Origin of the sequence: Streptomyces sp. NPDC007346, assembly GCF_040703535.1 — a bacterium.
Classification (GTDB): Bacteria; Actinomycetota; Actinomycetes; order Streptomycetales; family Streptomycetaceae; genus Streptomyces.
The window spans coordinates 38,998-64,779 of the sequence record NZ_JBEYKR010000021.1; the positions used below are offsets into that span (position 1 = coordinate 38,998).

Genomic DNA, 25,782 nt, shown 5'->3' on the forward strand with positions numbered 1-25,782 from the left:
AACGGAGATGTACGACATGGCAAAGATCCTTTTCGTGGTGACCGGCGCGGACCACTGGACCCTGGCGGACGGCACGGCCCACCCGACGGGCTTCTGGGCCGAGGAGGCCGTGGCCCCGTACCAGGCGTTCACCGGCGCCGGTCACGAGGTGGTCGTCGCCACCCCGGGCGGCGTCGTCCCCACCGTGGACCGCACCAGTCTGGCCCCCGACGCCAACGGCGGCCAGGAGGGCGCCGACAAGGTGGCGGCCGGGCTGGAGGCGTTCGAGGAGCTGCGGCGGCCCATCGCGCTGGAGGACGTGGACCTGGACGCGTACGACGCCGTCTTCTACCCGGGGGGCCACGGCCCGATGGAGGACCTCGCGGTGGACCCGGCCTCCGGACGGCTGCTCACCGAGGCCCTGGCGTCGGGCAAGCCGCTCGGCGTGGTCTGCCACGCCCCGGCGGCCCTGCTGGCCGCCACCGGCCCCGACGGCACCAACGTGTTCGCCGGGTACCGGCTGACCGGCTTCACCAACGCCGAGGAGACCCAGGCCGGTCTGGCGGAGAAGGCCCCGTGGCTGCTCCAGGACCGGCTGGTGGAGCTCGGCACGGACTTCCAGGAGGGCGAGCCCTGGGCGCCGTTCGTAATCGTCGACCGGAACCTGGTGACCGGTCAGAACCCTGCGTCCTCCGCCCCGTTGGCTCAGGAGCTGCTCAAGCGGATCGGCTGACCGGCACCGGTCCGCCTGGCCCGCTCCCGCCACGTGATCCACGTGAACCGCTTGAACCACGTGATCCGCTTGGTCCGCTTGATCCACAGGTAACGCCCGCGCGCGTCGGCCGGCGTACGACCGCCGCTCGCGCGGGCGTTACGGGTGCGTCAGACCCAGTCGTTCCGTACGGGCGGCTCGCAGAGCTCCAGAACCACCGCGCCCGAGTCCGGCTCCTCCCCCGCGAGGGGCTTCACGCGGGCGCCGACCGTGACCATCTGCGGTGCGGCGCCGACCACCTGGCAGCGGAAGACGAAGCCCTCGGGGAAGCGGACCAGGGATTCGTTGCGCGCCGCCTCGGTGTAGCGGTGGACCACGGCGGTCCGTACGACCACCCCGTGGCCGGTGGTACGTTCCGGCTCCAGTTCGCTCGACGCGCACACCGGGCAGAGCAGCCGCCGGAACGAGGCGGTGCCGCACCAGCGACAGCGGTTGTAGGAGAGGCCGCACTCCTCGTGCGTCTTCTGGACGGTGCCCATTCCTGCCTGAGACACGGATCGACCCCCTGCGCTCGACTCGGACGCGCCGCACCTGGCTGACGGCGCGTCCGCACCATATGGCACTGAGTGCCGGATAGTAAAGGCACTGAGTGCCGATTATTACCGGGCTTCCCCTGCGGGCACCCGCTCGGCTCCCGCCCACGCCACCGCTCGGCCGTCACCCCCAAAACCGCTCAGCTCTCGCCGACCGCCGCCTCGATCTGCTGCACGACCCGCCACATCGGCGTGCCTTTGGACGCGACCATGACGATGACCTCACCACCCCCGGACCCGACCGTGACACCGACCCCGGAGGCGACACCGGCCCCGGCTCCGGTCCCGGACGCCCCGGCCGTCGGCGCCCTCGCCCCCTCCGGCGCGGGCGAGGACCCCGCGGGCCGCTCCCACACCTCCCGCACCAGGTCGAGCGCGTGGTCCACGGCCTCCTCGGGGTCCCCCGCTCCCCCCGAACGCAGCCACAGCCGCAGCCCGTTGTTGTGCGCGGCGACCACGGAGGCGGCGATCACCTCGGCCCGCAGCGCCCCGTCCCCGTCCACGCCGAGCCGGCCCCGGAGGTGGCCGGCGAGCGTCTGCTCGTAGCGGCGCACCACCGACAGTTCGTACGTCCGCAGTCCGGGCACCTCCCGGGTGAGCCGGTAGCGCTGTACGGAGAACTCGGGGTCGGCCGCGTACATCCGCAGCACGATCCGCGCCGCGTCGCACACCGCACCCACCGGATCGGCGTCGTCCACCCCGGCCAGGAACTCCGTCATCTCGGCGAGACACCGCTCGTGGTCCGGGAAGACCACGTCCTCCTTGGAGGGGAAGTACCGGAAGAAGGAGCGCCGCCCCACCCCCGCCCGCGCCACGATGTCGTCGACCGTCGTCCGCTCGAAGCCCCGCTCCAGGAAGAGCTGGAAGGCCGCCTGGGCGAGCACCTCCCGCATGGGTGCCTTCTTCTCGGGTCCGCGTGCCTCGCTCATGCGGCGAAACGTAGCACCGGAAGGGCCCTTTTGGCACTGGGTACCTTTACAGAGGGTACTGAGTACCATAAGGTCACCCTTACGAACCACACCCAGGTGGGACCGGGCCCGATCGGCAGGGGACCACACCCAGGTAGGCAGGAGAGCCGGCGTGAGCTTGAGGATCGTTGTCTGTGTGAAGTACGTGCCCGACGCGACCGGTGACCGGGGTTTCACCGATGATCTGACGGTGGACCGTGAGGATGTCGATGGTCTGTTGTCGGAGCTGGACGAGTACGCGGTCGAGCAGGCGTTGCAGATCGCGGATGAGGCGGACGATGCGGAGATCACCGTGGTGACGGTGGGTCCGGAGGATGCCAAGGACGCGTTGCGCAAGGCGTTGTCGATGGGTGCGGACAAGGCGGTTCACGTCGAGGACGACGATCTGCACGGCAGTGATGTGATGGGGACGTCGCTGGTGCTGGCGAAGGCGGTGGAGAAGACCGGCTTCGACCTGGTGATCTGCGGGATGGCCTCGACCGACGGGGTGATGGGTGTGCTGCCGGCTCTGCTGGCGGAGCGCCTGGGAGTGGCGCAGGTGACTCTCCTGTCGGAGGTCGCGGTGGATGGTGGTGTGGTGCGCGGTCGTCGTGACGGTGACACGGCGTCCGAGTTGCTGGAGGCGTCGTTGCCGGCGGTGGTGTCGGTGACCGACCAGTCCGGTGAGGCGCGTTACCCCTCGTTCAAGGGGATCATGGCGGCGAAGAAGAAGCCGGTGCAGTCGCTGGATCTGGGGGATCTGGGTCTGGAGGCGGAGGTGGTCGGTCTGGAGGGTGCGTGGACGGCTGTGGACTCGGCGACGGAGCGGCCGGCGCGGACGGCGGGCACGGTCGTGAAGGACGAGGGTGAGGGCGGCAGGCAGCTGGCCGAGTTCCTCGCGGGCCAGAAGTTCATCTGACCCCTGCCCAGGCTTTCCCCTCTCTTCTGTTCTTCCTTCTCGTCTGGAGTGCGTTGTCATGGCTGAAGTTCTTGTTCTGGTCGATCATGTGGACGGTGCGGTGCGTAAGCCCACGCTGGAGCTGCTGACGCTGGCCCGTCGGATCGGTGACCCGGTGGCCGTGGCCCTGGGTGCCGGTGCGCAGGACACGGCCGGGGTGCTGGGTGAGCACGGTGCGGTGAGGGTCCTGACCGCCGATGCGCCCGAGTTCGCGGACTATCTGGTGGTCCCGAAGGTGGATGCCCTGCGGGCCGCGTTCGATGTGGTCTCGCCGGTGGCGGTGCTGGTGGTGTCCTCGGCGGAGGGCAAGGAGGTCGCCGCTCGTCTGGCGCTGCGGATCGGGTCGGGCGTCATCACCGATGCCACCGATCTGGAGGCCGACAGCAAGGGCCCGGTCGCGACGCAGGCGGCGTTCGCCGCCTCGTACACGACCAGGTCCCGGGTCTCCAGGGGGGTGCCGGTGATCACGGTGAAGCCGAACTCGGCCCCGGTCGAGCCGGTGGCGGCCGCGGGTGCGGTCCAGGTGCTGGAGGTGGTGTTCGGGGCGGCGGCCACGGGGACGCGGGTGACCTCGCGTACGCCGCGTGAGTCGACGGGGCGTCCGGAGCTGACCGAGGCGGCGATCGTGGTCTCGGGTGGTCGTGGGGTCAACGGGGCGGAGAACTTCGCGTTGATCGAGGCGCTCGCGGACTCGCTGGGGGCCGCGGTGGGTGCTTCGCGGGCGGCGGTGGACGCGGGCTGGTATCCGCACACCTCGCAGGTCGGGCAGACCGGCAAGTCGGTCTCCCCGCAGCTGTACATCGCTTCGGGTATCTCGGGAGCGATCCAGCACCGGGCGGGGATGCAGACCTCGAAGACGATCGTGGCGATCAACAAGGACGCCGAGGCCCCGATCTTCGACCTCGTCGACTACGGCGTCGTCGGTGACCTCTTCACCGTCGTGCCCCAGCTCACTGAAGAGATCAACACCCGCAAGGGCTGACACCCACGCCAACCCCGCCCTGGGCCGCACGGTGACCACACCGCGCGGCCCAGCGCCGTTACCGCCGCTGCTGCGCCATACGGTCCGGCGCCCCGATGCGGTGCTCCGCGCCGAGGCCGAACGTGGTGAAGGCGGTACGGCCCGGGAGGGGGTAAGTCTCCTTGCCCGTCAGTGAGTTGATGATGACGGCGGAGCGCCAGGCGGCCAGGCCCAGGTCGGGGGCGCCGACCCCGTGGGTGTGCCGTTCCGCGTTCTGTACGAAGACGGATCCCTCGATCTCCGGTGCGAGGACCAGTCGTTGGGCCTCGTCGACCTGGGGGCGCCCGGCGTCGTCGCGGACGATGTACGGGTCCAGGGCGGCGAGCAGCGTGTCGACGGGGCGCTCCCGGTACCCGGTGGCGAGGACGACCGCGTCGGTGGTGAGCCTTCCCCGGGCCTCCTGCTGGCCGTGCTCGACGGCCAGTTCGATGCGGCCGCCGTCCGTGGTGGTGGCGCCGGTGACCTCGATGCCGGGGGTGAGGGTGACGTCGGGCCAGTCGCCGCCGAGGCTGCGCCGGTACAGCTCGTCGTGGATGTCCCCCAGCGTGTCCCCGCTGACACCCTTGTAGAGCTGCCACTGGCTGGGCAGCAGCCGGTCCCGGGTGGCCTGCGGGAGCCCGTGGAAGTAGCGGGTGTAGTCCGGGGTGAACTGCTCCAGGCCGATCTTGCTGTACTCCATGGGCGCGAAGGCCGGGGTACGGGCGAGCCAGGTGAGCCCCTCCGCGCCTTCGGGCCGCAACCGCAGCAGGTCCAGCAGGACTTCGGCGCCCGACTGTCCCGAGCCGACGACGGTGACGTGCCGGGCGGCGAGCAGCCGGTCCCGCTGGGCGAGGTAGTCGGCCGAGTGCAGGACGAGGGCGACGGGGTCCGCCGCCAGGGCCCTCAGCGATTCGGGGACGTAGGGCGCGGTGCCGACGCCGAGGGCGAGGTGACGCGCATGGGTCGGCCCGCCCCCGAGGGTCTCGCCGTCCGGACCGAGCCGGGTGACGTCGACGGCGAACGCGCCCTGCCCCGCGTCCCAGGCGATGGCGTCGACGCGGTGGCCGAAGTGGGTGGAGGGCAGTTCGGTGCTCACCCAGCGCAGGTAGTTGTCGAACTCGGAGCGGTGGATGTGGAAGCGCTCGGCGAAGTAGAACGGGAAGAGTCTGCGGCGGGTCTTGAGGTAATTGAGGTAGCCCCACGGGCTTGTGGGCTCGACCAGGCTCACCAGGTCGGCCAGGAAGGGGACTTGGAGGGTGGCGCCCTCGATGAGCAGTCCGGGGTGCCAGTGGAAGGCGGTGCGCTGCTCGTGGAAGGCGCTGCGCAGGCCTGGCACACCGTCGGCGAGCGCGGCGAGCGAGAGGTTGAAGGGCCCCGCACCCACCCCGAGCAGGTCGAGGGGCGGGGTTCGCGGTCCGGGCGTCATCGGGTTCCTCCCACAAGGTTCGTGCGCATCGGCAACGTCATGGCGACAGCCTTTCCGTCGCCCGGACCTCAATATCGCTCCCGCCGACTCCGCCGACGCCGTCGCCCCCTTCGGCCGCCGCCCGCTCCGCCGCCTCCGTCACCAGGTCGAGCAGCGGCAGCAGGTCGGCGCCCCCGGCCTCCGGGTGCAACAGGGTGGCCTTCAGCCACAGCCGGTGCCGCCCGTCACCGTCCTCGGCCACCGCCCGCCCGAGGACGGCCCGCCCGTCCACGAGCAGCGTACGGCGGACCTCGGCGACGACGGCGTCCCCCGCCTCCGGTTCCAGCCCGTCGGCGACCGCCGGCCGGAACAGCACGGTGCTGATCCCGATCTCGCCGGGCCGGCGGCGCAGTGCGGGGTGCGCGTCGACGGCCCGGCCGAACTCCTCCGCCGTACGTACGCAGTGCTCGACCAGTTCGCCCAGTCCACGGCGGCCCAGGGCCCGGAAGGTGACCGCGATCTTCAGTGCGTCGGGGCGCCGGGTCGTACGGATCGAGCGGCCGAGCAGGTCGGGGAGTCCGGCCTCGGTGTCGTCGTCGGCGTTGAGGTAGTCGGTGCGCAGGGACAGCGGGGCGAGCAGGGCGGTGTCCGCGACGGCCAGCGCCCCGGCGGCGACCGGCTGCCAGCCGAGTTTGTGCAGGTCGAACGTTACGGAGACGGCCTGGTCGAGACCGGCGAGCCGGGGCGCCAGTCGCTCGCTGAACAGCAGCGGGCCGCCGTACGCCGCGTCGACGTGCAGCTCGGCGCCGTGCCGGTCCGCGATCCGGGCGATCTCGGGGAGCGGGTCGATGCGCCCCTCGTCGGTGGTTCCGGCGGTGGCGACGACCAGGGCCGGTCCGCCGCCGAGCCCGGACAGGGTGCGGTCCAGGCCGGCGGGGTCGATCCGGCCGTCGTGGCAGGCGACGACGGCCGGGGCGGGGAGGCCGAGCATCCAGGCGGCGCGGTGCACGCTGTGATGGGCGTTGGCACCGGTCACCACCCGCAACGGCCCCGACGCTCCCGCTCGTTCGCGGGCGAGGAGCAGGGCGACCAAGTTGGACTCGGTGCCGCCGCTGGTGATGAGGGCGTCGGGCGCGGGGGCGTCCGGGTGGACGAGCCGGGCCAGTGCGGCCGTGGTCAGATCCTCGATGACGCCGGCGGCGGGCGCCTGGTCCCAGGAGTCCATCGACGGGTTGAGGGCCGCCCCCGCCAGGTCGGCGGCGACCGCCACGGCCAGCGGCGGGCAGTGCAGATGGGCGACGCAGGCGGGGTCGGCCGGGTCGGCGGCCCCCTCGGCGACCGCGCGCACCAGGTCCCCGAGCGCGGCCTCGGCACCGACGCCCTCCTCGGGCAGCACCGGGGCGCACAGGTCGGTGGTCCGCCGGGCCACGGCGTCCGGTCCCCCGGCGGGCAGCGGCCCGCCCCGGGTCCGGGCGGCGCTCTCCAGAGTGTCCAGGACGAGGGCGGTCAGGGTGCGCAGGTGGCCGGGGCCGGGTACGCCGCCCGCGAGGAGGTCTCCCGTACCGGCGCTCACACCGCACGCCCCGGGGGGAGTTCGGCGGACAGCGGCCCCTTGGAGCGCGGCATGGCGAAGCCCTTCGGTCGGAGTGCACGGCGGGCGACGGTGATGCCCGCGCGCAGGGCGACCCCGGCCAGGGGAAGATCCACCACCGGGGTTCGCCGGTTAGGCTAACCTAACTCCGCCCGCGCGGAGGAATGCCCTCACGCACACGGTCCGATCGATGGGCGCCGAACTGCCGTTCGGCCGAACGCAGTCGGGGGCCGAACCGGGCGGCGTACGGCGCCGGGCGACCCGGTGCGGGGGCGGTGGTGGCCGCCCCCGCACCGGGTCGGATCATGCACCGGGTCGGGTCATGCCGTTTCGGTGGGCAGCTCCGCGCGGATCTCCCGCGCGGCGGCGACCAGGTTCTCCAGGGAGGTCCGGGTCTCGGGCCAGCCCCGGGTCTTCAGGCCGCAGTCGGGGTTCACCCACAGCCGCTCGGCCGGGATGGCCTCAAGTCCCTTGCGCAGCAGGGCCGCTGCCTCCTCGGTGCTCGGGATGCGCGGGGAGTGGATGTCGTAGACGCCCGGTCCGGCCTCACGGGGGTAGCCGTGGACGGCCAGTTCGCGGGCGACCTGCATGTGGGAGCGGGCGGCCTCCAGGCTGATGACGTCGGCGTCGAGGTCGTCGATGGCCTGGACGATGTCGCCGAACTCCGCGTAGCACATGTGGGTGTGGATCTGGGTGTCCGGCCGTACCCCGGCGGTGGCCAGGCGGAAGGACTCCGTCGCCCACTCCAGGTACGCGGCGTGCTCGGCGGCCCGCAGCGGCAGCGTCTCGCGCAGCGCGGGCTCGTCGACCTGGATCACCGAAGTACCGTTCGCCTCCAGGTCGTTCACCTCGTCGCGCAGGGCGAGGGCCACCTGGCGGGCGGTCTCGCCGAGCGGCTGGTCGTCACGGACGAAGGACCAGGCGAGCATGGTGACCGGACCGGTGAGCATGCCCTTGACGGGGCGCTCGGTCAGCGACTGCGCGTACGCCGTCCAGCGCACCGTCATCGGCTCGGGGCGCGAGATGTCGCCGGCCAGGACCGGCGGCCGGACGTAACGCGTGCCGTAGGACTGGACCCAGCCGTGCTGCGTGGCCAGGTAGCCGGTGAGCTGCTCGGCGAAGTACTGCACCATGTCGTTGCGTTCGGGCTCGCCGTGGACCAGGACGTCGAGTCCGGCCTTCTCCTGGAAGGAGAGGACCTCGCGGATCTCGTCCTTGATGCGCTCCTCGTACCCGGCCTCGTCGATCCGGCCCGCCCTCAGGTCGGCGCGGGCGGTGCGGAGTTCGGTGGTCTGCGGGAACGAGCCGATCGTGGTCGTCGGCAGCAGCGGCAGCCCGAGGTGGGCTCGCTGGGCGACCGTGCGCTCGGCGTACGGCTGGGAGCGGCGGCCGTCGGCGTCGGTGATCGCCGCGGTACGGGCCCGGACGGCCGGGTCGCGGGTGATGACGGCGTCGGTACGGGAGGCCAGGTCGGCCCGGTTGGCGGCGAGTTCGGCGGTGATGGCCTCGGTGCCGCCGGACAGACCGCGCGCCAGGACGACGATCTCCTCCGTCTTCTGCTTGGCGAAGGCGAGCCAGCGGGCGATCTGCGGGTCGATGTCCCGCTCGGCCCCGGCGTCCAGCGGGACGTGCAGGAGGGAGCTGGAGGCGGAGACGTCGACGTGGTCGGCGAGGCCGAGGAGCGTGCCGAGGGTGGCGAGCGACTTCTCGTAGTCGTTGATCCAGATGTTGCGGCCGTTGACGACGCCCGCGACCAGGCGCTTGCCGGGCAGTCCGCCCGCCGCGGCGAGGTCGGCCAGGTTGGCGGCGCCCGACTCGGTGAAGTCCAGCGCGAGCCCCTCGACCGGGGACTTGGCGAGCACCGGCAGCGCCTCGCCGAGCCGCCCGAAGTACGAGGCGACCAGCAGCTTGGACCGGTCGGTGAGGGAGCCGAGCTCGCGGTAGGCGCGGGCGGCGGCGTTCAGCTCGGCCGGGGTGCGGTCCTGGACGAGGGCGGGCTCGTCGAGCTGCACCCATTCGGCGCCGGCGGCCCGGAGGTCGGCGAGGACCTCGGCGTACACCGGCAGGAGCCGGTCCAGCAGGGTCAGCGGCTCGAAGTCGGCGGCCACACCGGGGGCCGCCTTGGCGAGCAGGAGGTAGGTGATCGGGCCGACCAGCACCGGGCGCGGGGTGTGGCCCAGCGCGAGGGCTTCCCCGAACTCGGCGACCTGCTTGGAGGAGTCGGCGGTGAACACCGTGTCCGGGCCCAACTCGGGCACCAGGTAGTGGTAGTTGGTGTCGAACCACTTGGTCATCTCGAGCGGGGCCACGTCCTGCGTACCGCGGGCCATGGCGAAGTAGCCGTCGAGGGCGTCGGTGCGGACCGCCTCGCGGTGCCGCTCGGGGACAGCGCCGACCATGACACTGGTGTCCAAGACGTGGTCGTAGTACGAGAAATCACCGGTCGGCACCTCGTGGACTCCGGCCTCGGCGAGCTGCTGCCAGGTTCCCCGGCGCAGTTCGGCGGCGGTCTGCCGGAGGGTGTCCGCGTCGACGCGGCCCTTCCAGTAGCCCTCGATGGCCTTCTTCAGTTCACGGTTCTGACCCTGGCGGGGGTAGCCGTACACGGTGGCCCGTGCTGCCGCGGCTGCGGGCTTCGCTGTCACGTGACTCTCCTTCGCGAGCATGTCTCCAGCTGATCCCGGGACGGGACGCGGACGCGAAGGGGTGACGTATCGGGTGGAGAACCGACACGTTGACCGTGTCCGTCCACCCGACGGTTACGCCGACCCGCCCACGAGGTCACCGGGAACTCCGCACGCGATCGGTCGCGTGCGGGCAACGGGCAGGTCTTCGGACTCGCGGGCACGTCTGCCGGGGCAGACACCTACTGGCCGTCGCTTCCCAGACCCGGCCGGGCCCAGTGCGTATGACGGCGGTCGTTCCCACTCACCGCTGCGGGGCAGTCCCGGATTCCCACCGGGTTCCCTCTTACGGCACCCTGCCTGGCGGGCAGGGCGAACCAGTTGCACCGGTCAGCCTAAGGGGACGACCACCCGGCGCACACCGTTGTTCAGACTTCGGACGGTGATCTGAGACACGGGCGCCTCCCCTCCGGGTCACGTCCGGCCGTTCCCCGGGCGTTCCGGCGCGGTGCGGCCGGCCCGGCAGCAACGCCGCGGGGAGCAGCGCGAGCGCCGCGAGGACGAGGAGCGCCGCCCCAGCCGTGCAGCTCCGCCTCGGCCGGCGACCACAGGCCTTCCTCATCCGTTCGGCCGTTCGCCACCCGCTCCCTGACTGCCGGTCAGGTCGCTGACCTCGACTGTGCGGAGCCAGTGACTCAGATGTAACCGAATGGCGTAGGCGGACCGGAACCACAGAGCGCCACAGGCCGTTCTTCTTGCCAATACACGGCCGCCGACCCGCGGCGGCGACGAGCGAGGGAAGCGCCATATGAAGAAGACAGTCGGGTGGGCCCAGGACGGCGACGACTGGACGATCACCGTGAACGGCACGCTGTACCGGGCCGTCGAGCGGCCCGCCGACGGGCGGGTGCACGACTATCTGGTGCGGGGCAACGACCTCACCGCCGAGTGCCCGACCCTCGGGCACGGGCTCGGAGTGATCCGGGCGCACGAGTCCCGGAGCTGACCTCCGGCCGGGTCCGGCGACGAGGTGCGGCGGCCGCCCGCGCCTCGACGCGACCCGCCGCCTCCTGTCCGGGCCCCGCTCACGGGCCGGGGCCCATCAGCCGCGGAGCGGGCGGCTGCCGGCCGCCCGAGGGACAATCGGGGCATGACTGACACACCCCCGCGGATCAACGCCCTGGTCGTCGACGCCGCCGATCCCGAGCGGCTGGCCGCCTTCTGGTCCGAGCTGCTCGGCAGGCCGGTCGTGGACCGCACCGGTCCCTACGTCTGGCTGCGGCGGGAGAACGGCCAGGGCCTGGGCTTCCAGCGGGCCGGTGAGCCCAGGCCGGGCAAGAACCGCGTGCACGTCGACATCAGCTCACCCGATCCGGCCGCCGAGCAGCAGCGGGTCGAGGCGCTGGGCGGGCGCCGGCTGGAGGAGTACGCCGACGGCGGGTTCCTGGTGATGGCCGACCCCGAGGGCAATGAGTTCTGCGTCATCCCCGAGGGGTCCGTGGGCATGGACGAGCGGGGCCGCGCCCACTACCTCGACTGACCCGCGCCGCCCGTGGCCTCCGGGCCCTCCGTATCGGCCGCCGGGCGGCGCAGCAGATACGTGTCCATGATCCAGCCGTGCCGTTCGCGGGCCTCGGCGCGCACCCGGCCGATCCGCTCGGCGACCTCGTCGAGCGGTCCGGAGACCAGGAGCTCGTCCGGGGTGCCGATGTAGGCACCCCAGTAGATCCACAGCCCCCTGCCCGTCAGATGGGTGAAGGTCTCGTGGCCGTCGAGCATCACCACGATGTCGCCGTCGTCGTCCGGGAACCCCTCGGCGAGCCGCCTGCCGGGGGTGATGTGGACGGGGCGGCCGACCTGGTTGAGGGAGGTGCGGTGGCGGGCGGCGAGCGCGGAGACGCTGCTGATCCCGGGGACCACCTCATGGCCGAATTCCACCGTGCCCCGGGCCCGGATGTCCTCCAGGATCGCCAGCGTGCTGTCGTACAGGGACGGGTCGCCCCACACCAGGAAGGCCCCGCACTCCCCCGGCGCCAGCTCCTCGGTGATCAGGCGTTCGCAGATGTCGGCGCGGCGGTGGCGCCAGTCGTGCACCGCCGACGTGTAGCGCCCCCGGTCGCCCTGGGTGCGGTCCCGCCAGGGGTCCTCGGCCTCCACGACCCGGTAGGGGCCGGTGAGGTGCTCGGCCAGGATGTCGCGCCGCAGCCGGGTCAGGGACTCCTTCTCCCGGCCCTTGCCGAGCACGAAGAAGACCTGCGCCCTGCGCATCGCCTTCACCGCGGCGAGGGTCAGGTGGTCGGGGTCGCCGGCTCCCATGCCGATGACGAGGATGTGGCGTGGTGCGTCGCTCATGTCGGCCGATCATGCCAGGAGCGGTGCCGGGAATCGCGCCGGGGGCGAGGTGGGGTGGACTTACTAGGACGTCCAACTATATGTTCGTGAGCAGCGGGGTGGCCGGCGTGGAGCCGGGCACCCTCAAGGCCCGTGGTGTCAGGGAAGCCGGTGCGAATCCGGCGCGGTCCCGCCACTGTGACCGGGGAGTTCGTCCTCGCAGGACACGCCACTGACGGTGCAGGCGCCGTCGGGAAGGCATGAGGACGCGCGCTGATCCGGGAGTCAGGATACCGGCCGCGGGATGTTCCGTGTTTCCACGAGGATGGAGCAGACACGCATGGCACCGGTCCGCACCCACGGCCCCGCAGGCCCGTCCCGGCGAGCGGTTCTCCCCGCCCCCTGACGGCCCCCGCCCTTCGCGTCCCCGACGGCAGGCCCTTCCGCGACCACGCGCACCCGACCGGTGCGTGTGCCGGTGGGAGCTGTGCGCCATCCCCGGTTCTCTCCTGACGATCTCACCGACGAGAGCAGGCTTCCATGGTCCGCGAACTCACCCATTTCATCGGCGGCAAGCACACACCCGGCACCTCGGGCACCTACGGCGACGTCTACGACCCCAACACCGGCCGCATCCAGGCCCGGGTGCCGCTGGCCGGCCGGTCCGAGACCGAGGCGGCCATCGCCGACGCCGCCGAGGCCCAGCTCGAATGGGGCGAGTGGAACCCGCAGCGCCGGGCCCGCGTCCTGCTGCGCTTCCTCCAGCTGGTCGAGAAGGAGAAGGACTCCCTGGCCCGGCTGCTCTCCTCCGAGCACGGCAAGACCGTGGCCGACGCGCACGGCGACATCGCGCGCGGGCTGGACGTGGTGGAGTTCGCCGCCGGTGTCCCGCACCTGCTGAAGGGCGAGTTCAGCGACAACGCGGGCTCCGGGATCGACGTCCACTCGCTGCGCCGGCCGCTGGGAGTGGTGGCGGGCATCACCCCGTTCAACTTCCCGGCGATGATCCCCCTGTGGAAGGCCGCACCCGCTCTGGCCTGCGGAAACGCCTTCATCCTCAAGCCCTCGGAGCGGGACCCGTCGGTGCCGCTGCGGCTGGCCGAACTCTTCCTGGAGGCGGGGCTGCCGCCCGGGGTCCTCAATGTCGTCAACGGCGGCAAGGAGGCCGTGGACACCCTGCTGGAGGACCCGCGCGTCAAGGCGCTCGGCTTCGTCGGCTCGACGCCGATCGCCGCGCACATCTACGCCACGGCCGCCGCCCACGGCAAGCGGGCGCAGTGTTTCGGCGGGGCGAAGAACCACATGATCGTGATGCCGGACGCCGACCTGGACCAGGCGGTGGACGCGCTGATCGGCGCCGGTTACGGCTCGGCGGGTGAGCGGTGCATGGCGATCTCGGTCGCCGTCCCGGTCGGTGAGGACACCGCCGACGCGCTGGTGGCCAAGCTCACCGAGCGGATCGCCGAGCTGCGGATCGGCCGCTCGGACGACCCCGACGCCGACTTCGGGCCGCTGGTGGGGCGCGACGCGGTGGACCGGGTGCGCGGCTATGTCGACCTCGGCGTCGAGGAGGGTGCCGAACTGGTCGTCGACGGGCGGGACTTCACGCTGGAGGGCCATGAGGAGGGGTTCTTCGCGGGCGCCACGCTCTTCGACCGGGTCACCCCGGACATGCGGGTCTACCAGGAGGAGATCTTCGGCCCGGTCGTCTGTGTGGTCCGCGCGGCGGACTACGAGGAGGCGCTGCGGCTGCCCTCGGAGCACCCGTACGGCAACGGCGTCGCCCTCTTCACCCGGGACGGCGACATCGCGCGCGACTTCACCCGGCGGGTCGACACCGGCATGGTCGGCGTCAACGTGCCGATCCCGGTCCCGGTGGCGTACCACACCTTCGGCGGCTGGAAGCGGTCCGGCTTCGGCGACCTCAACCAGCACGGACCGGACGCCATCCGCTTCTACACCCGTACCAAGACCGTCACTTCGCGCTGGCCCGCCTCCGGGATCCGGGACGGCGCGAGCTTCACGATTCCGACCATGGGGTGACCGCCGTGACCACCCTGCTCAGCGACGACCAGCTCGCGGTCGTCGAGACGACACTCGACTTCGCCCAGGAGCACCTGACCCCGCACGCCGTGGCCTGGGACCAGGACAAGCACTTCCCCGTCGACGTCCTGCGGAAGGCGGCGGGGCTCGGCCTGGGAGGCGTGTACGTACGGGAGGATGTGGGCGGCTCGGAGCTGTCCCGCTCGGACGGGGTCCTCGTCTTCGAGGCCCTGGCCACCGGCTGCCCGTCCGTGGCGGCCTATCTCTCCATCCACAACATGGTCGCCTGGATGGTCGACCGGTACGGCTCCGAGGACCAGCGCGTCCGGTACCTGCCGGAGCTCTGCACCATGGAGCAGCTGGGCAGTTACTGCCTGACCGAACCGGGCGCCGGCTCCGACGCCGCCGCGCTGCGCACCCGTGCGGTGCGCGACGGCGACCACTACGTCCTGACGGGCACCAAGCAGTTCATCTCCGGGGCGGGCGCCACGCACCTCTACATCGTGCTGGCCCGCACCGGCGAGGACGGGCCCGGCGGGATCTCCGCGTTCCTCGTCGAACGGGACGATGCGGGACTCTCGTTCGGGGCCAACGAGAAGAAGATGGGGTGGAACGCGCAGCCCACCCGGCAGGTCGTGCTGGACGGGGTCCGCGTCCCGGCCGACCGGCTCCTGGGCGCCGAGGGCGAGGGCTTCCGCATCGCGATGAACGGTCTCAACGGCGGCCGGCTCGGCATCGCCGCCTGCTCGTTGGGCGGGGCGCAGAGCGCGCTGGACCGTTCCCTGGCCCATCTCGCGGACCGGGAGGCGTTCGGCGGCCGGCTGCTGGACTCCCAGGCGCTCCAGTTCCGGCTGGCCGACATGGCGACCGAACTGGCCGCCGCCCGCGCCCTGTTGCGGCAGGCCGCCGAGGCGCTGGACCGGAAGGTGGGCGGGGCACCGGAGTTGTGCGCGATGGCCAAGCGCTTCGCCACCGACACCGGCTACTCGGTGGCGGACCGGGCGCTCCAACTCCACGGCGGCTACGGCTATCTGGCCGAGTACGGCATCGAGAAGATCGTGCGGGACCTGCGGGTCCACCAGATCCTGGAAGGGACCAACGAGATCATGCGCGTGATTGTGGCCCGGAGCCTGACGGGAGCCCTGCGATGAGCGAGGAGCTCGTGCTCGCCCGCACCGAGGGGCGTACGGGGGTGCTGACCCTGAACCGGCCGAGGGCGCTCAACGCCCTCACCCACCCGATGGTGGAGACGATCGCGGCGGCCCTGGAGCGGTGGGAGCACGACCCCGAGGTGGGAGCCGTCGTCATCACCGGGGCCGGGGAGCGCGGCCTGTGCGCGGGCGGCGACATCCGGTCCATCTACGAGGACGCCCGCGCGGGCGGCAGGGCGTCGGCCGCGTTCTGGCGCGACGAGTACCGGCTCAACGCCGCGATCGCCCGCTATCCGAAGCCGTACGTGGCGGTCATGGACGGCATCGTGATGGGCGGCGGAGTCGGCGTCTCGGCGCACGGCAGTGTCCGGATCGTCACCGAGCGGTCCAAGGTGGCCATGCCGGAGACCGGGATCGGTTTCGTGCCGGATGTCGGCGGCACGTATCTGCTGGCGCTGGCCCCCGGCGAGCTGGGCACCCATCTCGCTCTGACGGGTGCGGTGGTGGGGGCCCGGGACGCCCTGCTGTGCGGGCTGGCCGACCACTTCGTACCGGTGGACGACCTGCCCGCGTTCCTCGCCGGGCTGCGGACCGAGCCGCCGGCCTCCGTGCTGGGCCGCCACGTCCAGGAGCCGCCTGCGGGGGTACTGGAGGCCGACCGCGCCTGGATCGACCACTGTTACGCGGCCGACACGGTCGAGGAGATCGTGGAGCGGCTGCTCGCCTCCGGCGCCCCGGCGGCCGGTGAGGCGGCCGAGGCGATCCTCGGGCGCTCGCCCACCGCGCTCAAGGTCACCCTCGCCGCGCTCCGCCGGGCGCGCGAACTCGGTCCGCTGGAGCGGGTGCTGGAGCAGGAGTACCGCGTCTCGTACGCGGCCCTGGCCTCCCCCGACCTGGTGGAGGGCATCCGGGCCCAGGTGATCGACAAGGACCGGACACCTCGTTGGTCGCCCGGCACGCTCGTGGAGGTCACCGACGCGGACGTGGCCCGCTACTTCGCTCCGACCGGCGACGAGGGGCTCTCCCTCGCCGCGGACGACTCACCGCAGGAGGTGCCCTGGTGACCACCACCACGACCGTCGCGTTCATCGGCCTGGGCCACATGGGCGGCCCGATGGCCGCCAACCTGGTGCGGGCCGGGCACCGGGTGCTCGGCCACGACCTGGTGGAAACCTGTCTGGCGACCGCCGTGGCGAGCGGGGTGGAGCGGGCGGGGTCCGCCGCCGACGCCGCCGCGGTGGCCGATGTGGTGATCACCATGCTGCCCGCCGGACGCCATGTCCTCTCGCTCTACGGGGAGCAGGGGCTGCTCGCGGCGGCCCGCCCGGGGACCCTGTTCGTCGACTGCTCGACCATCGACGTGGCCGACTCCCGCGCCGCCCACGCGGCGGCCGCGGCGGCCGGTCACCGCTCGCTGGACGCCCCGGTCTCCGGCGGGGTGGTGGGCGCGGAGGCGGGCACGCTGACCTTCATGGCCGGGGGCGAGGAGTCCGCGTTCGCGCGGGCCGAGCCGCTGCTGTCCGTGATGGGCAAAAAGGCGGTGCACTGCGGGGCGGGCGGTGCCGGGCAGGCGGCGAAGATCTGCAACAACATGATCCTCGGCGTCTCCATGATCGCCGTCAGCGAGGCGTTCGTGCTCGCCGAGAGCCTCGGCCTCTCCGACCAGGCCCTGTACGACGTGGCGTCGGCGGCCTCCGGCCAGTGCTGGGCGCTCACCGTCAACTGCCCCGTCCCCGGCCCGGTCCCCACCAGCCCGGCCAACCGCGACTACCGCCCCGGCTTCGCCGCACCGCTGATGGCGAAGGACCTCTCCCTGGCCGCCAACGCCCTGCGCGCGGGCGGCATCGATGCCGAACTGGGTCTGCGTGCGGCCGAGTTGTACGCACGGTTCGCCGAGGGCGCCGGGGCGGACCAGGACTTCTCGGGAATCGTCCGCGCCATCCGGGCGGCTTCACCGAGCACCACCGATACGCAGAAGGGCGCCACCACGTGAGCGAGAACAGTGAGACCGAGAACGGCTCGGGCAAGAGCGGCGGGAACGAGAGCGCGTCCACCCCGGGCCCCTACGAAACCATCCTGGTCGAGCGCCGGGGCCGTACCGCCCTGCTCACCCTGAACCGGCCCAAGGCGCTCAACGCGCTGAGCCTGGACGTCATGCGCGAGACCGTCGAGGCGACCGAGGCGCTGGACCGGGACCCGGACGTCGGCTGCATCGTCATCACCGGCAGCGGGGCGAAGGCGTTCGCGGCGGGGGCGGACATCAAGGAGATGCAGCCGCAGAGCTACATGGACATGTACCTCAGCGACTGGTTCACCGCCTGGGACCGGCTCGGTCAGCTCCGTACGCCGACGATCGCCGCCGTACGGGGCTACGCCCTGGGCGGCGGCTGCGAGTTGGCCATGCTGTGCGATCTGGTGATCGCCTCGGACACGGCCGTCTTCGGGCAGCCGGAGATCCGGCTCGGGGTGATCCCCGGCATCGGCGGCTCCCAGCGGCTGACCCGGGCGGTCGGCAAGGCCAAGGCGATGGACCTCTGCCTGACCGGCCGGAACATGGACGCCGAGGAGGCCGAGCGGGCCGGTCTCGTCTCCCGGATCGTCCCGGACGCGGACCTGCTGGCGGAGGCGCTCGCGGTCGCGGACACCGTCTCCGGCATGTCGGCGCCCGTCGCGATGATGGCGAAGGAGGCGGTGAACCGCGCCTTCGAGACCACCCTCGCCGAGGGCGTCCGCTTCGAACGCCGCCTGTTCCACGCGGTGTTCGCGACGGCCGACCAGAAGGAGGGCATGAAGGCGTTCACCGAGAAGCGGCCCGCGGAGTTCACGCACCGCTGACCTCCGTGAGCGCGGTCCACCCGCCGCGGGCCACTACGAGGGGCGCTCGTCCGGCGCGGCCGAGCCGTCGGCGACCACCGGATACGGCACATGGGTGCGCCGGTCGGGGTCGACGGCCAGCCGGCCCCCGGCCGGAGGCCGGGCCCGCTGGGCGCAGTCCCGCCGTTCGCAGATCCGGCAGCCGAGCCCGATGGGTGTCGCGGAGCCGGGCGCGTCCAGGGCCATGCCCTCGGCGTACACCAGGCGGTGGGCGTGGCGCAGTTCGCAGCCGAGCGCGACGGCGAAGTCGGCCCTGGGCGCGCGGTGCCCGAATCCGCCGCGCGTCACGGTCCTGGCCACCCAGAAGTACCGCTTGCCGTCCGGCATTTCGGCGACCTGGGTGAGGATGCGGCCGGGCGCGGAGAACGCTTCGTAGACCGTCCAGAGCGGGCAGGTGCCGCCGAGCCGGGAGAAGTGGAAGTCGCTGGCGGACTGCCGTTTGGAGATGTTGCCCGCCCGGTCGACACGCAGGAACGAGAAGGGCACGCCCCGGCCGCCGGGGCGCTGGAGGGTGCTGAGGCGGTGGCAGACCGTCTCGAAGCCGACGCCGAAGCGGGCCTGGAGGAGTTCGATGTCGTAGCGCAGCTCCTCGGCGGCGCGGTGGAAGGCGGCGTACGGCATGAGCAGGGCGCCGGCGAAGTAGTTGGCGAGGCCGATGCGGGCCAGACCGGCGGCCTGCCCGGAGGCGAGTTCACCGCCGGCGACCAGGGTGTCGAGCAGCGATCCGTGCTCCAGCAGGGCGAGTTGGGTGGCCAGCTGGAAGGCGCGCTGGGCCTCGTTGAGCCGGGGCGAGATCAGCAGGAGGCCGCTGTCGGGGTCGAACCGGCGGGCGTCGGCGGCCCGTTCGGGGGCGGTCACCACGACGGTGATGCCGTGGCGGGCGGCGAGGCGTTCCCTGAGCGCGTCGGCGGTACGGCCCGCCGAGCCCGCGCCGAGGTCCGTCGCGGTACGTTCGGCCACCGCGTCGAGTGCGCCGAAGTGGTTGTGGTGGGCGTAGAAGAAGTCCCGTACCTCGTCGTGAGGTTCGGCGGTGAGCAGACTCTCGCCGTCCTGCGGCGGGGCGAGGGCGGCGACCCGTTCGGCGGCCTCCCGGTAGCGGTGGTGCAGGGCGACCAGGGCGCGGGCCACCTCCGGGTGGTCGCGGGCCACGTCGGCCGCCTCCTCCAGGGGGACCGGGGCCCCGCACGCCTCGTCGCCGAGGGCGGCGCGCAGGTCGGTGGCGAGCCGTTCCTCGTCGGCCTCGGAGAAGAACTCCGGGTCGACGCCGAAGACCTCCGCGATCCGCAGCAGCACCGGGGCGGTCAGCGGCCGGCGGCTGTGCTCGATCTGGTTGAGGTAGCTGGTGGACAGGCCGAGCGCGCGGGCCAGCTCCACCTGGTTCATCCCGTGCTCGCGGCGCAGCCGCCGCAGCTTGGCGTGGGCGTAGATCTTGCGTCCGGCAGGCCGTCCCATGGATCGCAGCCCCTCTCCCCCGCCCGGGTCCTGTGCGGTGACGTCTGCTGCGAAAGTAGCATCCGCATCTTTCGCAGGATTCGCAGTTTCGCAGCTCAGCGGGGTACGGATTGTGCACAGTGGACCGGTCGCACCGGGGGCCGTGGCGGGGAATGCTCCTCTCGTACCGCACCGCCACCGCCGCGAGGAGCCCCGTGATCGACCACCACGTCCGCGTCCACCCCAGCGCCGACCGGCTGCCCCGTCAGGAGCAGCTCGCCTGGAAGCTGGCGGCCGTCGCCACCGGCACCCAGGACGCCCCCGAGCTCGACCCGCAGGCGGCCGCGATGGCCGTCAACCGGGTCGTCGACAACGCCTCCGTCGCCGTGGCGTCGCTGCTGCGCCGCCCGGTCGCCGTCGCCCGCAGCCAGGCACTGGCCCACCCCGGCGCCCCGGGCGCGGCCCTCTTCGGCGCCTCCCCCGGTGTGCGGGTCTCCCCCGAGTGGGCGGCCTGGGCCAACGGCACGGCCGTACGGGAGCTGGACTTCCACGACACGTTCCTGGCGGCGGACTACTCGCACCCGGGCGACAACATCCCGCCGCTGCTCGCCGTGGCCCAGCACACCGGGCGCGACGGCGCCGAGCTGCTGCGCGGGATCGTCGCCGCGTACGAGATCCATGTGGCGCTGGTGCGGGCCATCTGCCTGCACGAGCACCGCATCGACCATGTGGCCCACCTGAGCGCCGCCACCGCGTGCGGGCTCGGCGCGCTGCTGGGGCTGGACACGGAGACCACGTACCAGGCGGTCCAGCAGGCCGTGCACACGACGACGGCGACCCGGCAGTCCCGCAAGGGTGAGATCTCCAGCTGGAAGGCGTTCGCCCCGGCGTTCGCGGGCAAGGCGGCGATCGAGGCGGTGGACCGGGCGATGCGCGGCGAGGGGTCGCCCTCGCCGGTCTACGAGGGGGAGGACGGGTTCCTCGCCCGGATGCTGGACGGCCCGGACGCGGCGTACACGGTGGGGCTGCCGGAGCCGGGCGAGGCGCGGCGCGCGATCCTGGACACGTACACGAAGGAGCACTCCGCCGAGTACCAGGCGCAGGCGGTGATCGATCTGGCGCGGCGGCTGCGGGAGCGGACGGGCCCGACGGAGAAGATCCGCTCGATCGTCCTGCACACCAGCCACCACACCCACCAGGTGATCGGCTCCGGTTCGGGCGACCCGCAGAAGTACGACCCGACGGCGAGCCGGGAGACGCTGGACCACTCGGTGCCGTACATCTTCGCGGTGGCGCTGGAGGACGGCAGTTGGCACCACGAGCGGTCCTACGCCCCCGAGCGGGCGCAGCGGCCGGGGACGGTCGAGCTGTGGCAGCGGATCTCCACGGTGGAGGACTCGGAGTGGACCCGGCGCTACCACGACCCGGACCCCGAGCGGCGGGCCTTCGGCGGCCGGGCGGTGGTGACGCTGGTGGACGGCACGGTGATCGAGGACGAGCTGGCGGTGGCCGACGCGCACCCGGCGGGGGCCCGCCCGTTCGACCGTAGGGGGTACACCGCCAAGTTCCGCACACTGACGGAGGGCATCGTCGCCGCCGGGGACCAGGACCGGTTCCTGGCGGCGGCCGAGGGTCTGGCCGAGCTGCCGGCAAACGGGCTGGACGCGCTCTTCCCGGTCGTGGACACGAAAGCGGTCGCCGCCTTCGACGCCGGGCTCCCGAAGGGGCTGTTCTGATGCTGCACACCCGCACCACACCCGCCGATCGCCGCCGCGCCTTCCGTGAACAGCTGGCCTCCGGGGGGCTGTTGCGGATGCCGGGCGCGATCAACCCGTACTCGGCGCGGCTGATCCAGGAGGCCGGGTTCGAGGCGGTCTATCTGTCGGGGGCGGTCCTCGCCGCCGAACTGGCCCTCCCCGACCTCGGGTTGACCTCGTCGACCGAGATCGCGGCGCGGGCCCAGCAGATCGCCCGGGTCACGGATCTGCCCGCCCTGATCGACGCGGACACCGGTTTCGGCGAGCCCATGAACGCGGCGCGCACGGTCCAGTTGATGGAGGACGCGGGGCTCGCGGGGCTGCACCTGGAGGACCAGGTCAACCCCAAGCGCTGCGGCCATCTGGACGGCAAGACGCTCGTGGGGCGCGCGGAGATGGTCCGCAAGGTGCGGGCCGCGGCCGACGCCCGCCGCGACGGGGACTTCCTTCTGACGGCCCGTACGGACGCCCGGGGCCCGGAGGGGCTGGCGGCGGCGATCGACCGCGCGAAGGCCTACGTGGACGCGGGTGCGGACGCCGTCTTCCCCGAAGCGCTCGCGGACGAGGGTGAGTTCGAGGCGTTCCGGGCCGCCCTCGACGTGCCGCTGCTGGCGAACATGACCGAGTTCGGCAAGGGGCCGCTGCTGGACGCGGCGACCCTGGAGAACCTCGGCTACAACATCGCCCTCTACCCCGTCACCCTCTTCCGCCTCGCGATGGGCGCGGTGGAGGACGGGCTGCGCACGCTGGCCGCCGACGGCACCCAGCGGGCCCTGCTCCCCCGGATGCAGACGCGCTCACGGCTGTACGAGGTGCTCGGATACGGGGAGTACGGCGCGTTCGACTCGGCGGTCTTCGACTTCACGCTGCCGCCCGGCGCCTGAGCCTCCGCGGACGTGAGCCGCCCGCCCGGCCGGCACCCGCCCCGGCCGGGCACCCCCTTCACCCCACGCCATCCCTCCCCCTTCCTCTTCGCATGCCCGGAGGCCCGCCATGACCACTGCCGTGCCCGCACCCGCCGCGACCCCCGAGATCCATCGCGGTCTCGCCGGCGTCGCCGTCGACACCACCGCCATCTCCACCGTCATCCAGGAGACCAACTCCCTCACCTACCGCGGCTATCCGGTCCAGGACCTGGCAGCCCGCTGCTCCTTCGAGGAGGTCGCGTACCTGCTCCGGTACGGCGAGCTGCCCGACGCGGCCGAGCTGCGCGCCTTCGAGGCGCGTGAGCGGGCGCTGCGGCCGCTGGGCCGCACGACGGCGGAGCTGCTGGCCCGGCTGCCGGAGACCTGCCACCCGATGGACGTGCTGCGGACCGCGGTGAGCCTCTTCGGCTCCGAGGACCCGACCGAGGAGGACGGCAGCACCGCCGCCCACCACGCCAAGTCGCTCGCTCTGCTGGCCCGGCTGCCGGTCGTCGTGGCCGCCGACCACCGGCGGCGGCACGGGCTCGCGCCCGTGGCGCCCGATCCGTCGCTCGGCTATGCGGAGAACTTCTTCCACATGTGCTTCGGGAGCGTGCCGGACCCCGAGGTGGTGCGCTGCTTCGAGGTCTCGCTGATCCTCTACGCCGAACACAGCTTCAACGCCTCGACCTTCACCGCCCGGGTCGTCACCTCCACCCTCTCCGACCTCTACAGCGCGGTGACGGCGGCGATCGGAGCGCTGAAGGGACCGCTGCACGGCGGCGCCAACGAGGCCGTGATGCACATGCTCGACGAGATCGGCGACCCGGACCGGGCCGAGCGGTGGCTGGAGGAGGCGCTGGCCGCCAAGCGGAAGATCATGGGCTTCGGCCACCGGGTCTACCGGCACGGCGACTCCCGTGTCCCGATCATGCAGGAGGCCACCGACCGGCTGGTGGCGCGCGCGGGCGACCCGGACGTGACCCGGCTGGCGACCCTGCACGCCGCGCTCCGCCACGCCGTGGTCAGCCGCAAGGGCATCCACCCCAACCTGGACTATCCGGCCGGGCTCGCGTACCACCTGATGGGGTTCGACACCGCGGCCTTCACCCCGATCTTCGTGATGAGCCGGATCACCGGGTGGACCGCGCACATCAGCGAGCAGCTCGAACACAACGCGCTGATCCGCCCGCTCGGCGTCTACAACGGGCCCGGCCGGCGCGCGGTCCCCGCGCACACCGGCGCGTGAACGAGGGATGATCGGCGCTCCCGCGCGCGTTGTAGCCGGTTGTGTCCGGTTCATCACCGAGCCGGAGCGAGGAAACTGGAGCTGGAGGCGGCGCTGTGCACGGTGAGTACAAGGTTCCCGGCGGCAAGCTGGTCGTGGTGGACCTGGATGTGGAGGGCGGGGCGCTGCGGAACGTCCGCGTCGCCGGGGACTTCTTCCTCGAACCCGACGAGGCGATCCTCGCGATCGACGCGGCCCTGGAGGGCGCTCCGGCCAACACCGACACGGCCGGGCTGGCGGCCCGGATCGAGGCGGCGCTGCCGGACTCCACGGTGATGCTCGGGCTGAGCGCGGAGGGCGTCGCCATCGCCGTACGCCGGGCGCTGGCGCAGGCCACGGAGTGGAGCGACTACGACTGGCAGCTGATCCACGAGGCCCCGCAGTCGCCCGCGCTGCACATGGCGCTGGACGAGGTGATCACCGCCGAGGTCGCGGCGGGGCTGCGTCCGCCGACGCTGCGGGTCTGGGAGTGGGACTCCCCCGCCGTGATCATCGGCAGCTTCCAGTCGCTGCGCAACGAGGTCGACCCGGCGGGTGTGGAGCGGCACGGCGTGAACGTCGTACGCCGGATCTCCGGCGGCGGCGCGATGTTCGCCGAGCCGAGCTCCACCATCACCTACTCGCTGGCCGTACCGCAGTCCCTGGTGTTGGGGCTCTCCTTCGCCGACAGCTACGCCTATCTGGACGACTGGGTCCTCGAAGCCCTGGCGGACATGGGCATCAAGGCCTGGTACCAGCCGCTCAACGACATCGCCACCGAGGTCGGCAAGATCGCCGGGGCGGCCCAGAAGCGGATGGTGGGGCCGGACGGCGGGCCGGGGGCGGTGCTGCACCACGTGACCATGGCCTACGACATCGACGCCGACAAGATGCTGGAGGTGCTCCGCATCGGCAAGGAGAAGATGTCGGACAAGGGCACCCGGTCGGCGAAGAAGCGCGTCGACCCGCTGCGGCGGCAGACCGGGCTGCCCCGCCAGGCCGTCATCGAGCGGATGATCGACTCCTTCCGCAGGCGCCACGGACTCGCCGTGGGCAGCGTCACCGATGCCGAGCTGGCTCGCGCCGAGGAACTCGTACGGACGAAGTTCGCCACGCCGGAGTGGACGGCCCGGGTGCCGTAGCAAGGGGCCGCCGGCGCATCGCCCTCGTGGTGCTCAGTCGACGGTGACCACGACGGAGTGCCGGCCACTGGCACCGTCCGGGACGGTCTTGGTGCGCTCCTCGGTCTGCACCTCGCCCGTCCCGTCGGTGGCACGGACGGTGAGCGTGTGGCCGCCGGGGGTGGCCTTCCAGGGGTAGGACCACTGGCGCCAGGTGTCGACGGTGTTCTGCTCGGCCAGTTGGGCCGGGCGCCAGGGGCCGTCGTCGACGCGGACCTCGACCTTCTCGATCCCCCGGTGCTGGGCCCAGGCCACCCCGGCCACCATGACCGTGCCGGCCTCGGGGCGCCCGAAGGGCTTGGGGGTGTCGATCCGGGACTGCGTCTTGATCGGGGCCTTGCGGGCCCAGGTGCGCTTCACCCAGTACGGGTCGTAGGCGTCGAAGGTGGTGAGCTCGATGTCCTCGATCCACTTGCAGGCCGAGACGTACCCGTACAGGCCGGGCACGAGCATGCGTACGGGGAAGCCGTGGACGAAGGGCAGCGGCTCGCCGTTCATGCCGACGGCGAGCATCGCGTCCCGGCCGTCCATGACGTCCTCGACGGGGGTGCCGAGCGTCATGCCGTCCACCGAGCGGGCGACGATCTGGTCGGCCTCGCCGCCCCGGGACGGCGGCCTGACGCCCGCCTCCTTCAGCAGGTCGGCCAGGCGTACGCCGATCCACCTGGCGTGGCCGACGTAGGGGCCGCCGACCTCGTTGGAGACGCAGGCGAGGGTGATGTCGCGTTCGATCAGCGGGCGGTCCAGCAGCTCCCGGTAGGTGAACTCCAGCTCCCGGCGTACGCCCTTGCCGTGGATGCGCAGCCGCCAGGTGTCCGCGTCGACCTTGGGGACCACCAGGGCGGTGTCCACCCGGTAGAACGCGTCGTTGGGGGTGGTGAACGGGGCGAGGCCGGGCACCCGGAGCCGCGCCCCGGCCGGGACCGGCCGCGCGGGCGAGGCCGGCAGTGACGGAAGTGGCGCATGCCGGTGAACACCATCGCGATGCCGGCTTCGTCCGCCGCAGCAATCACCTCGGCATCACGCATCGAAC

Annotated in this window: 22 protein-coding genes, 1 pseudogene and 2 riboswitches; of the genes and pseudogenes, 14 read left to right on the forward strand and 9 right to left on the reverse strand. The window is 72.5% G+C overall.

Annotation, left to right across the window (positions count from 1 at the left end):
• Positions 1 to 16: 16 nt before the first annotated feature.
• Positions 17 to 712, forward strand: a complete 696-nt coding sequence (locus AB0917_RS09245; protein WP_366818877.1) for a type 1 glutamine amidotransferase domain-containing protein — start codon at positions 17 to 19, stop codon at positions 710 to 712.
• A 149-nt stretch (positions 713 to 861) separates the two neighbouring features.
• On the opposite strand, the gene AB0917_RS09250 is transcribed toward AB0917_RS09245, so the two are convergent.
• Together AB0917_RS09250 and AB0917_RS09255 are read right to left on the reverse strand one after the other, a co-directional pair.
• Entirely contained in the window at positions 862 to 1,230 is a 369-nt protein-coding gene (locus AB0917_RS09250) for a zinc ribbon domain-containing protein (protein WP_366818897.1), read from the reverse strand.
• Positions 1,231 to 1,424: 194 nt separating this feature from the next.
• Positions 1,425 to 2,177, reverse strand: a complete 753-nt coding sequence (locus AB0917_RS09255) for a TetR family transcriptional regulator (RefSeq protein ID WP_366818898.1) — start codon at positions 2,175 to 2,177, stop codon at positions 1,425 to 1,427.
• 187 nt (positions 2,178 to 2,364) lie between these two features.
• On the opposite strand from AB0917_RS09255, the gene AB0917_RS09260 reads away from it, so the two are divergent.
• On the forward strand, positions 2,365 to 3,150 hold the full coding sequence (locus AB0917_RS09260; protein ID WP_366818878.1) for an electron transfer flavoprotein subunit beta/FixA family protein: 786 nt from the start codon (positions 2,365 to 2,367) through the stop codon (positions 3,148 to 3,150).
• 58 nt (positions 3,151 to 3,208) lie between these two features.
• Positions 3,209 to 4,171, forward strand: a complete 963-nt coding sequence (locus tag AB0917_RS09265; RefSeq protein ID WP_366818879.1) for an electron transfer flavoprotein subunit alpha/FixB family protein — start codon at positions 3,209 to 3,211, stop codon at positions 4,169 to 4,171.
• 58 nt (positions 4,172 to 4,229) lie between these two features.
• Here AB0917_RS09265 and AB0917_RS09270 read toward each other — a convergent pair whose 3' ends face one another.
• The 4 genes from AB0917_RS09270 to metE all read right to left on the reverse strand — a co-directional run bounded on the left by AB0917_RS09270 (position 4,230) and on the right by metE (position 9,830).
• Complete coding sequence (locus tag AB0917_RS09270) at positions 4,230 to 5,615, reverse strand: SidA/IucD/PvdA family monooxygenase (RefSeq protein WP_366818880.1); 1,386 nt, start codon at positions 5,613 to 5,615, stop codon at positions 4,230 to 4,232.
• A 37-nt stretch (positions 5,616 to 5,652) separates the two neighbouring features.
• Positions 5,653 to 7,167, reverse strand: a complete 1,515-nt coding sequence (locus AB0917_RS09275) for an aminotransferase class V-fold PLP-dependent enzyme (RefSeq protein WP_366818881.1) — start codon at positions 7,165 to 7,167, stop codon at positions 5,653 to 5,655.
• The gene (locus AB0917_RS09280; RefSeq protein WP_366818882.1) at positions 7,164 to 7,304 is read right to left on the reverse strand and encodes a hypothetical protein; all 141 of its coding nucleotides are present in this window, start codon (positions 7,302 to 7,304) and stop codon (positions 7,164 to 7,166) included. Before AB0917_RS09280 ends, AB0917_RS09275 begins: the two co-directional genes overlap by 4 nt.
• A 201-nt stretch (positions 7,305 to 7,505) precedes the next feature.
• A complete protein-coding gene (metE, locus tag AB0917_RS09285) occupies positions 7,506 to 9,830 on the reverse strand; it encodes a 5-methyltetrahydropteroyltriglutamate--homocysteine S-methyltransferase (RefSeq protein ID WP_366818883.1) in 2,325 nt (774 codons plus the stop codon).
• A gap of 160 nt (positions 9,831 to 9,990) precedes the next feature.
• Positions 9,991 to 10,206: riboswitch (cobalamin riboswitch) on the reverse strand.
• A gap of 411 nt (positions 10,207 to 10,617) precedes the next feature.
• Here metE and AB0917_RS09290 point away from each other — a divergent pair.
• Both AB0917_RS09290 and AB0917_RS09295 read left to right on the forward strand, forming a co-directional pair.
• Positions 10,618 to 10,815 carry a hypothetical protein gene (locus AB0917_RS09290; protein WP_366818884.1) on the forward strand — a complete coding sequence of 66 codons (198 nt, stop codon included), beginning with the start codon at positions 10,618 to 10,620 and terminating at the stop codon, positions 10,813 to 10,815.
• 144 nt (positions 10,816 to 10,959) lie between these two features.
• Positions 10,960 to 11,349 (forward strand): VOC family protein, encoded by a 390-nt coding sequence (locus tag AB0917_RS09295; protein ID WP_366818885.1) that lies wholly within the window; start codon positions 10,960 to 10,962, stop codon positions 11,347 to 11,349.
• Here the strand turns inward: AB0917_RS09295 and cobF are convergent.
• A complete protein-coding gene (cobF, locus tag AB0917_RS09300) occupies positions 11,337 to 12,161 on the reverse strand; it encodes a precorrin-6A synthase (deacetylating) (RefSeq protein ID WP_366818886.1) in 825 nt (274 codons plus the stop codon). The two genes, AB0917_RS09295 and cobF, sit on opposite strands and share 13 nt — an antisense overlap.
• Positions 12,162 to 12,277: 116 nt before the next feature.
• A riboswitch (cobalamin riboswitch) is annotated at positions 12,278 to 12,457 on the forward strand.
• Positions 12,458 to 12,680: 223 nt separating this feature from the next.
• Between cobF and AB0917_RS09305 the strand changes: the two genes are divergently transcribed.
• From AB0917_RS09305 to AB0917_RS09325, 5 genes are all read left to right on the forward strand, one after another.
• Positions 12,681 to 14,183, forward strand: a complete 1,503-nt coding sequence (locus AB0917_RS09305) for a CoA-acylating methylmalonate-semialdehyde dehydrogenase (RefSeq protein ID WP_366818887.1) — start codon at positions 12,681 to 12,683, stop codon at positions 14,181 to 14,183.
• Positions 14,180 to 15,334, forward strand: coding sequence for an acyl-CoA dehydrogenase family protein (locus AB0917_RS09310; protein WP_366818888.1), 1,155 nt, complete (start codon positions 14,180 to 14,182; stop codon positions 15,332 to 15,334). The genes AB0917_RS09305 and AB0917_RS09310 overlap by 4 nt, the downstream gene beginning before the upstream one ends.
• Positions 15,331 to 16,398, forward strand: a complete 1,068-nt coding sequence (locus AB0917_RS09315) for an enoyl-CoA hydratase/isomerase family protein (RefSeq protein ID WP_366818889.1) — start codon at positions 15,331 to 15,333, stop codon at positions 16,396 to 16,398. Before AB0917_RS09310 ends, AB0917_RS09315 begins: the two co-directional genes overlap by 4 nt.
• A complete protein-coding gene (gene mmsB / locus AB0917_RS09320; RefSeq protein WP_366818890.1) occupies positions 16,395 to 17,327 on the forward strand; it encodes a 3-hydroxyisobutyrate dehydrogenase in 933 nt (310 codons plus the stop codon). Before AB0917_RS09315 ends, mmsB begins: the two co-directional genes overlap by 4 nt.
• An 80-nt stretch (positions 17,328 to 17,407) precedes the next feature.
• Positions 17,408 to 18,169, forward strand: coding sequence for an enoyl-CoA hydratase (locus AB0917_RS09325; RefSeq protein ID WP_366818899.1), 762 nt, complete (start codon positions 17,408 to 17,410; stop codon positions 18,167 to 18,169).
• Between the two features lie 33 nt (positions 18,170 to 18,202).
• On the opposite strand, the gene AB0917_RS09330 is transcribed toward AB0917_RS09325, so the two are convergent.
• Positions 18,203 to 19,660 carry a short-chain fatty acyl-CoA regulator family protein gene (locus AB0917_RS09330; RefSeq protein ID WP_366818891.1) on the reverse strand — a complete coding sequence of 486 codons (1,458 nt, stop codon included), beginning with the start codon at positions 19,658 to 19,660 and terminating at the stop codon, positions 18,203 to 18,205.
• 194 nt (positions 19,661 to 19,854) lie between these two features.
• Between AB0917_RS09330 and AB0917_RS09335 the strand changes: the two genes are divergently transcribed.
• The 4 genes from AB0917_RS09335 (at position 19,855) to AB0917_RS09350 (ending at position 24,710) form a co-directional block, all read left to right on the forward strand.
• Positions 19,855 to 21,375, forward strand: a complete 1,521-nt coding sequence (locus AB0917_RS09335) for an MmgE/PrpD family protein (protein ID WP_366818892.1) — start codon at positions 19,855 to 19,857, stop codon at positions 21,373 to 21,375.
• Positions 21,375 to 22,280 (forward strand): methylisocitrate lyase, encoded by a 906-nt coding sequence (gene prpB / locus AB0917_RS09340; RefSeq protein ID WP_366818893.1) that lies wholly within the window; start codon positions 21,375 to 21,377, stop codon positions 22,278 to 22,280. Before AB0917_RS09335 ends, prpB begins: the two co-directional genes overlap by 1 nt.
• A 109-nt stretch (positions 22,281 to 22,389) precedes the next feature.
• The gene (locus AB0917_RS09345; protein ID WP_366818894.1) at positions 22,390 to 23,550 is read left to right on the forward strand and encodes a bifunctional 2-methylcitrate synthase/citrate synthase; all 1,161 of its coding nucleotides are present in this window, start codon (positions 22,390 to 22,392) and stop codon (positions 23,548 to 23,550) included.
• Between the two features lie 95 nt (positions 23,551 to 23,645).
• The gene (locus AB0917_RS09350) at positions 23,646 to 24,710 is read left to right on the forward strand and encodes a biotin/lipoate A/B protein ligase family protein (protein WP_366818895.1); all 1,065 of its coding nucleotides are present in this window, start codon (positions 23,646 to 23,648) and stop codon (positions 24,708 to 24,710) included.
• 33 nt (positions 24,711 to 24,743) lie between these two features.
• On the opposite strand, the pseudogene AB0917_RS09355 reads toward AB0917_RS09350, so the two are convergent.
• Positions 24,744 to 25,694: pseudogene (locus AB0917_RS09355) on the reverse strand (molybdopterin-dependent oxidoreductase); the annotation flags it as partial.
• Between the last annotated feature and the right edge of the window lie 88 nt (positions 25,695 to 25,782).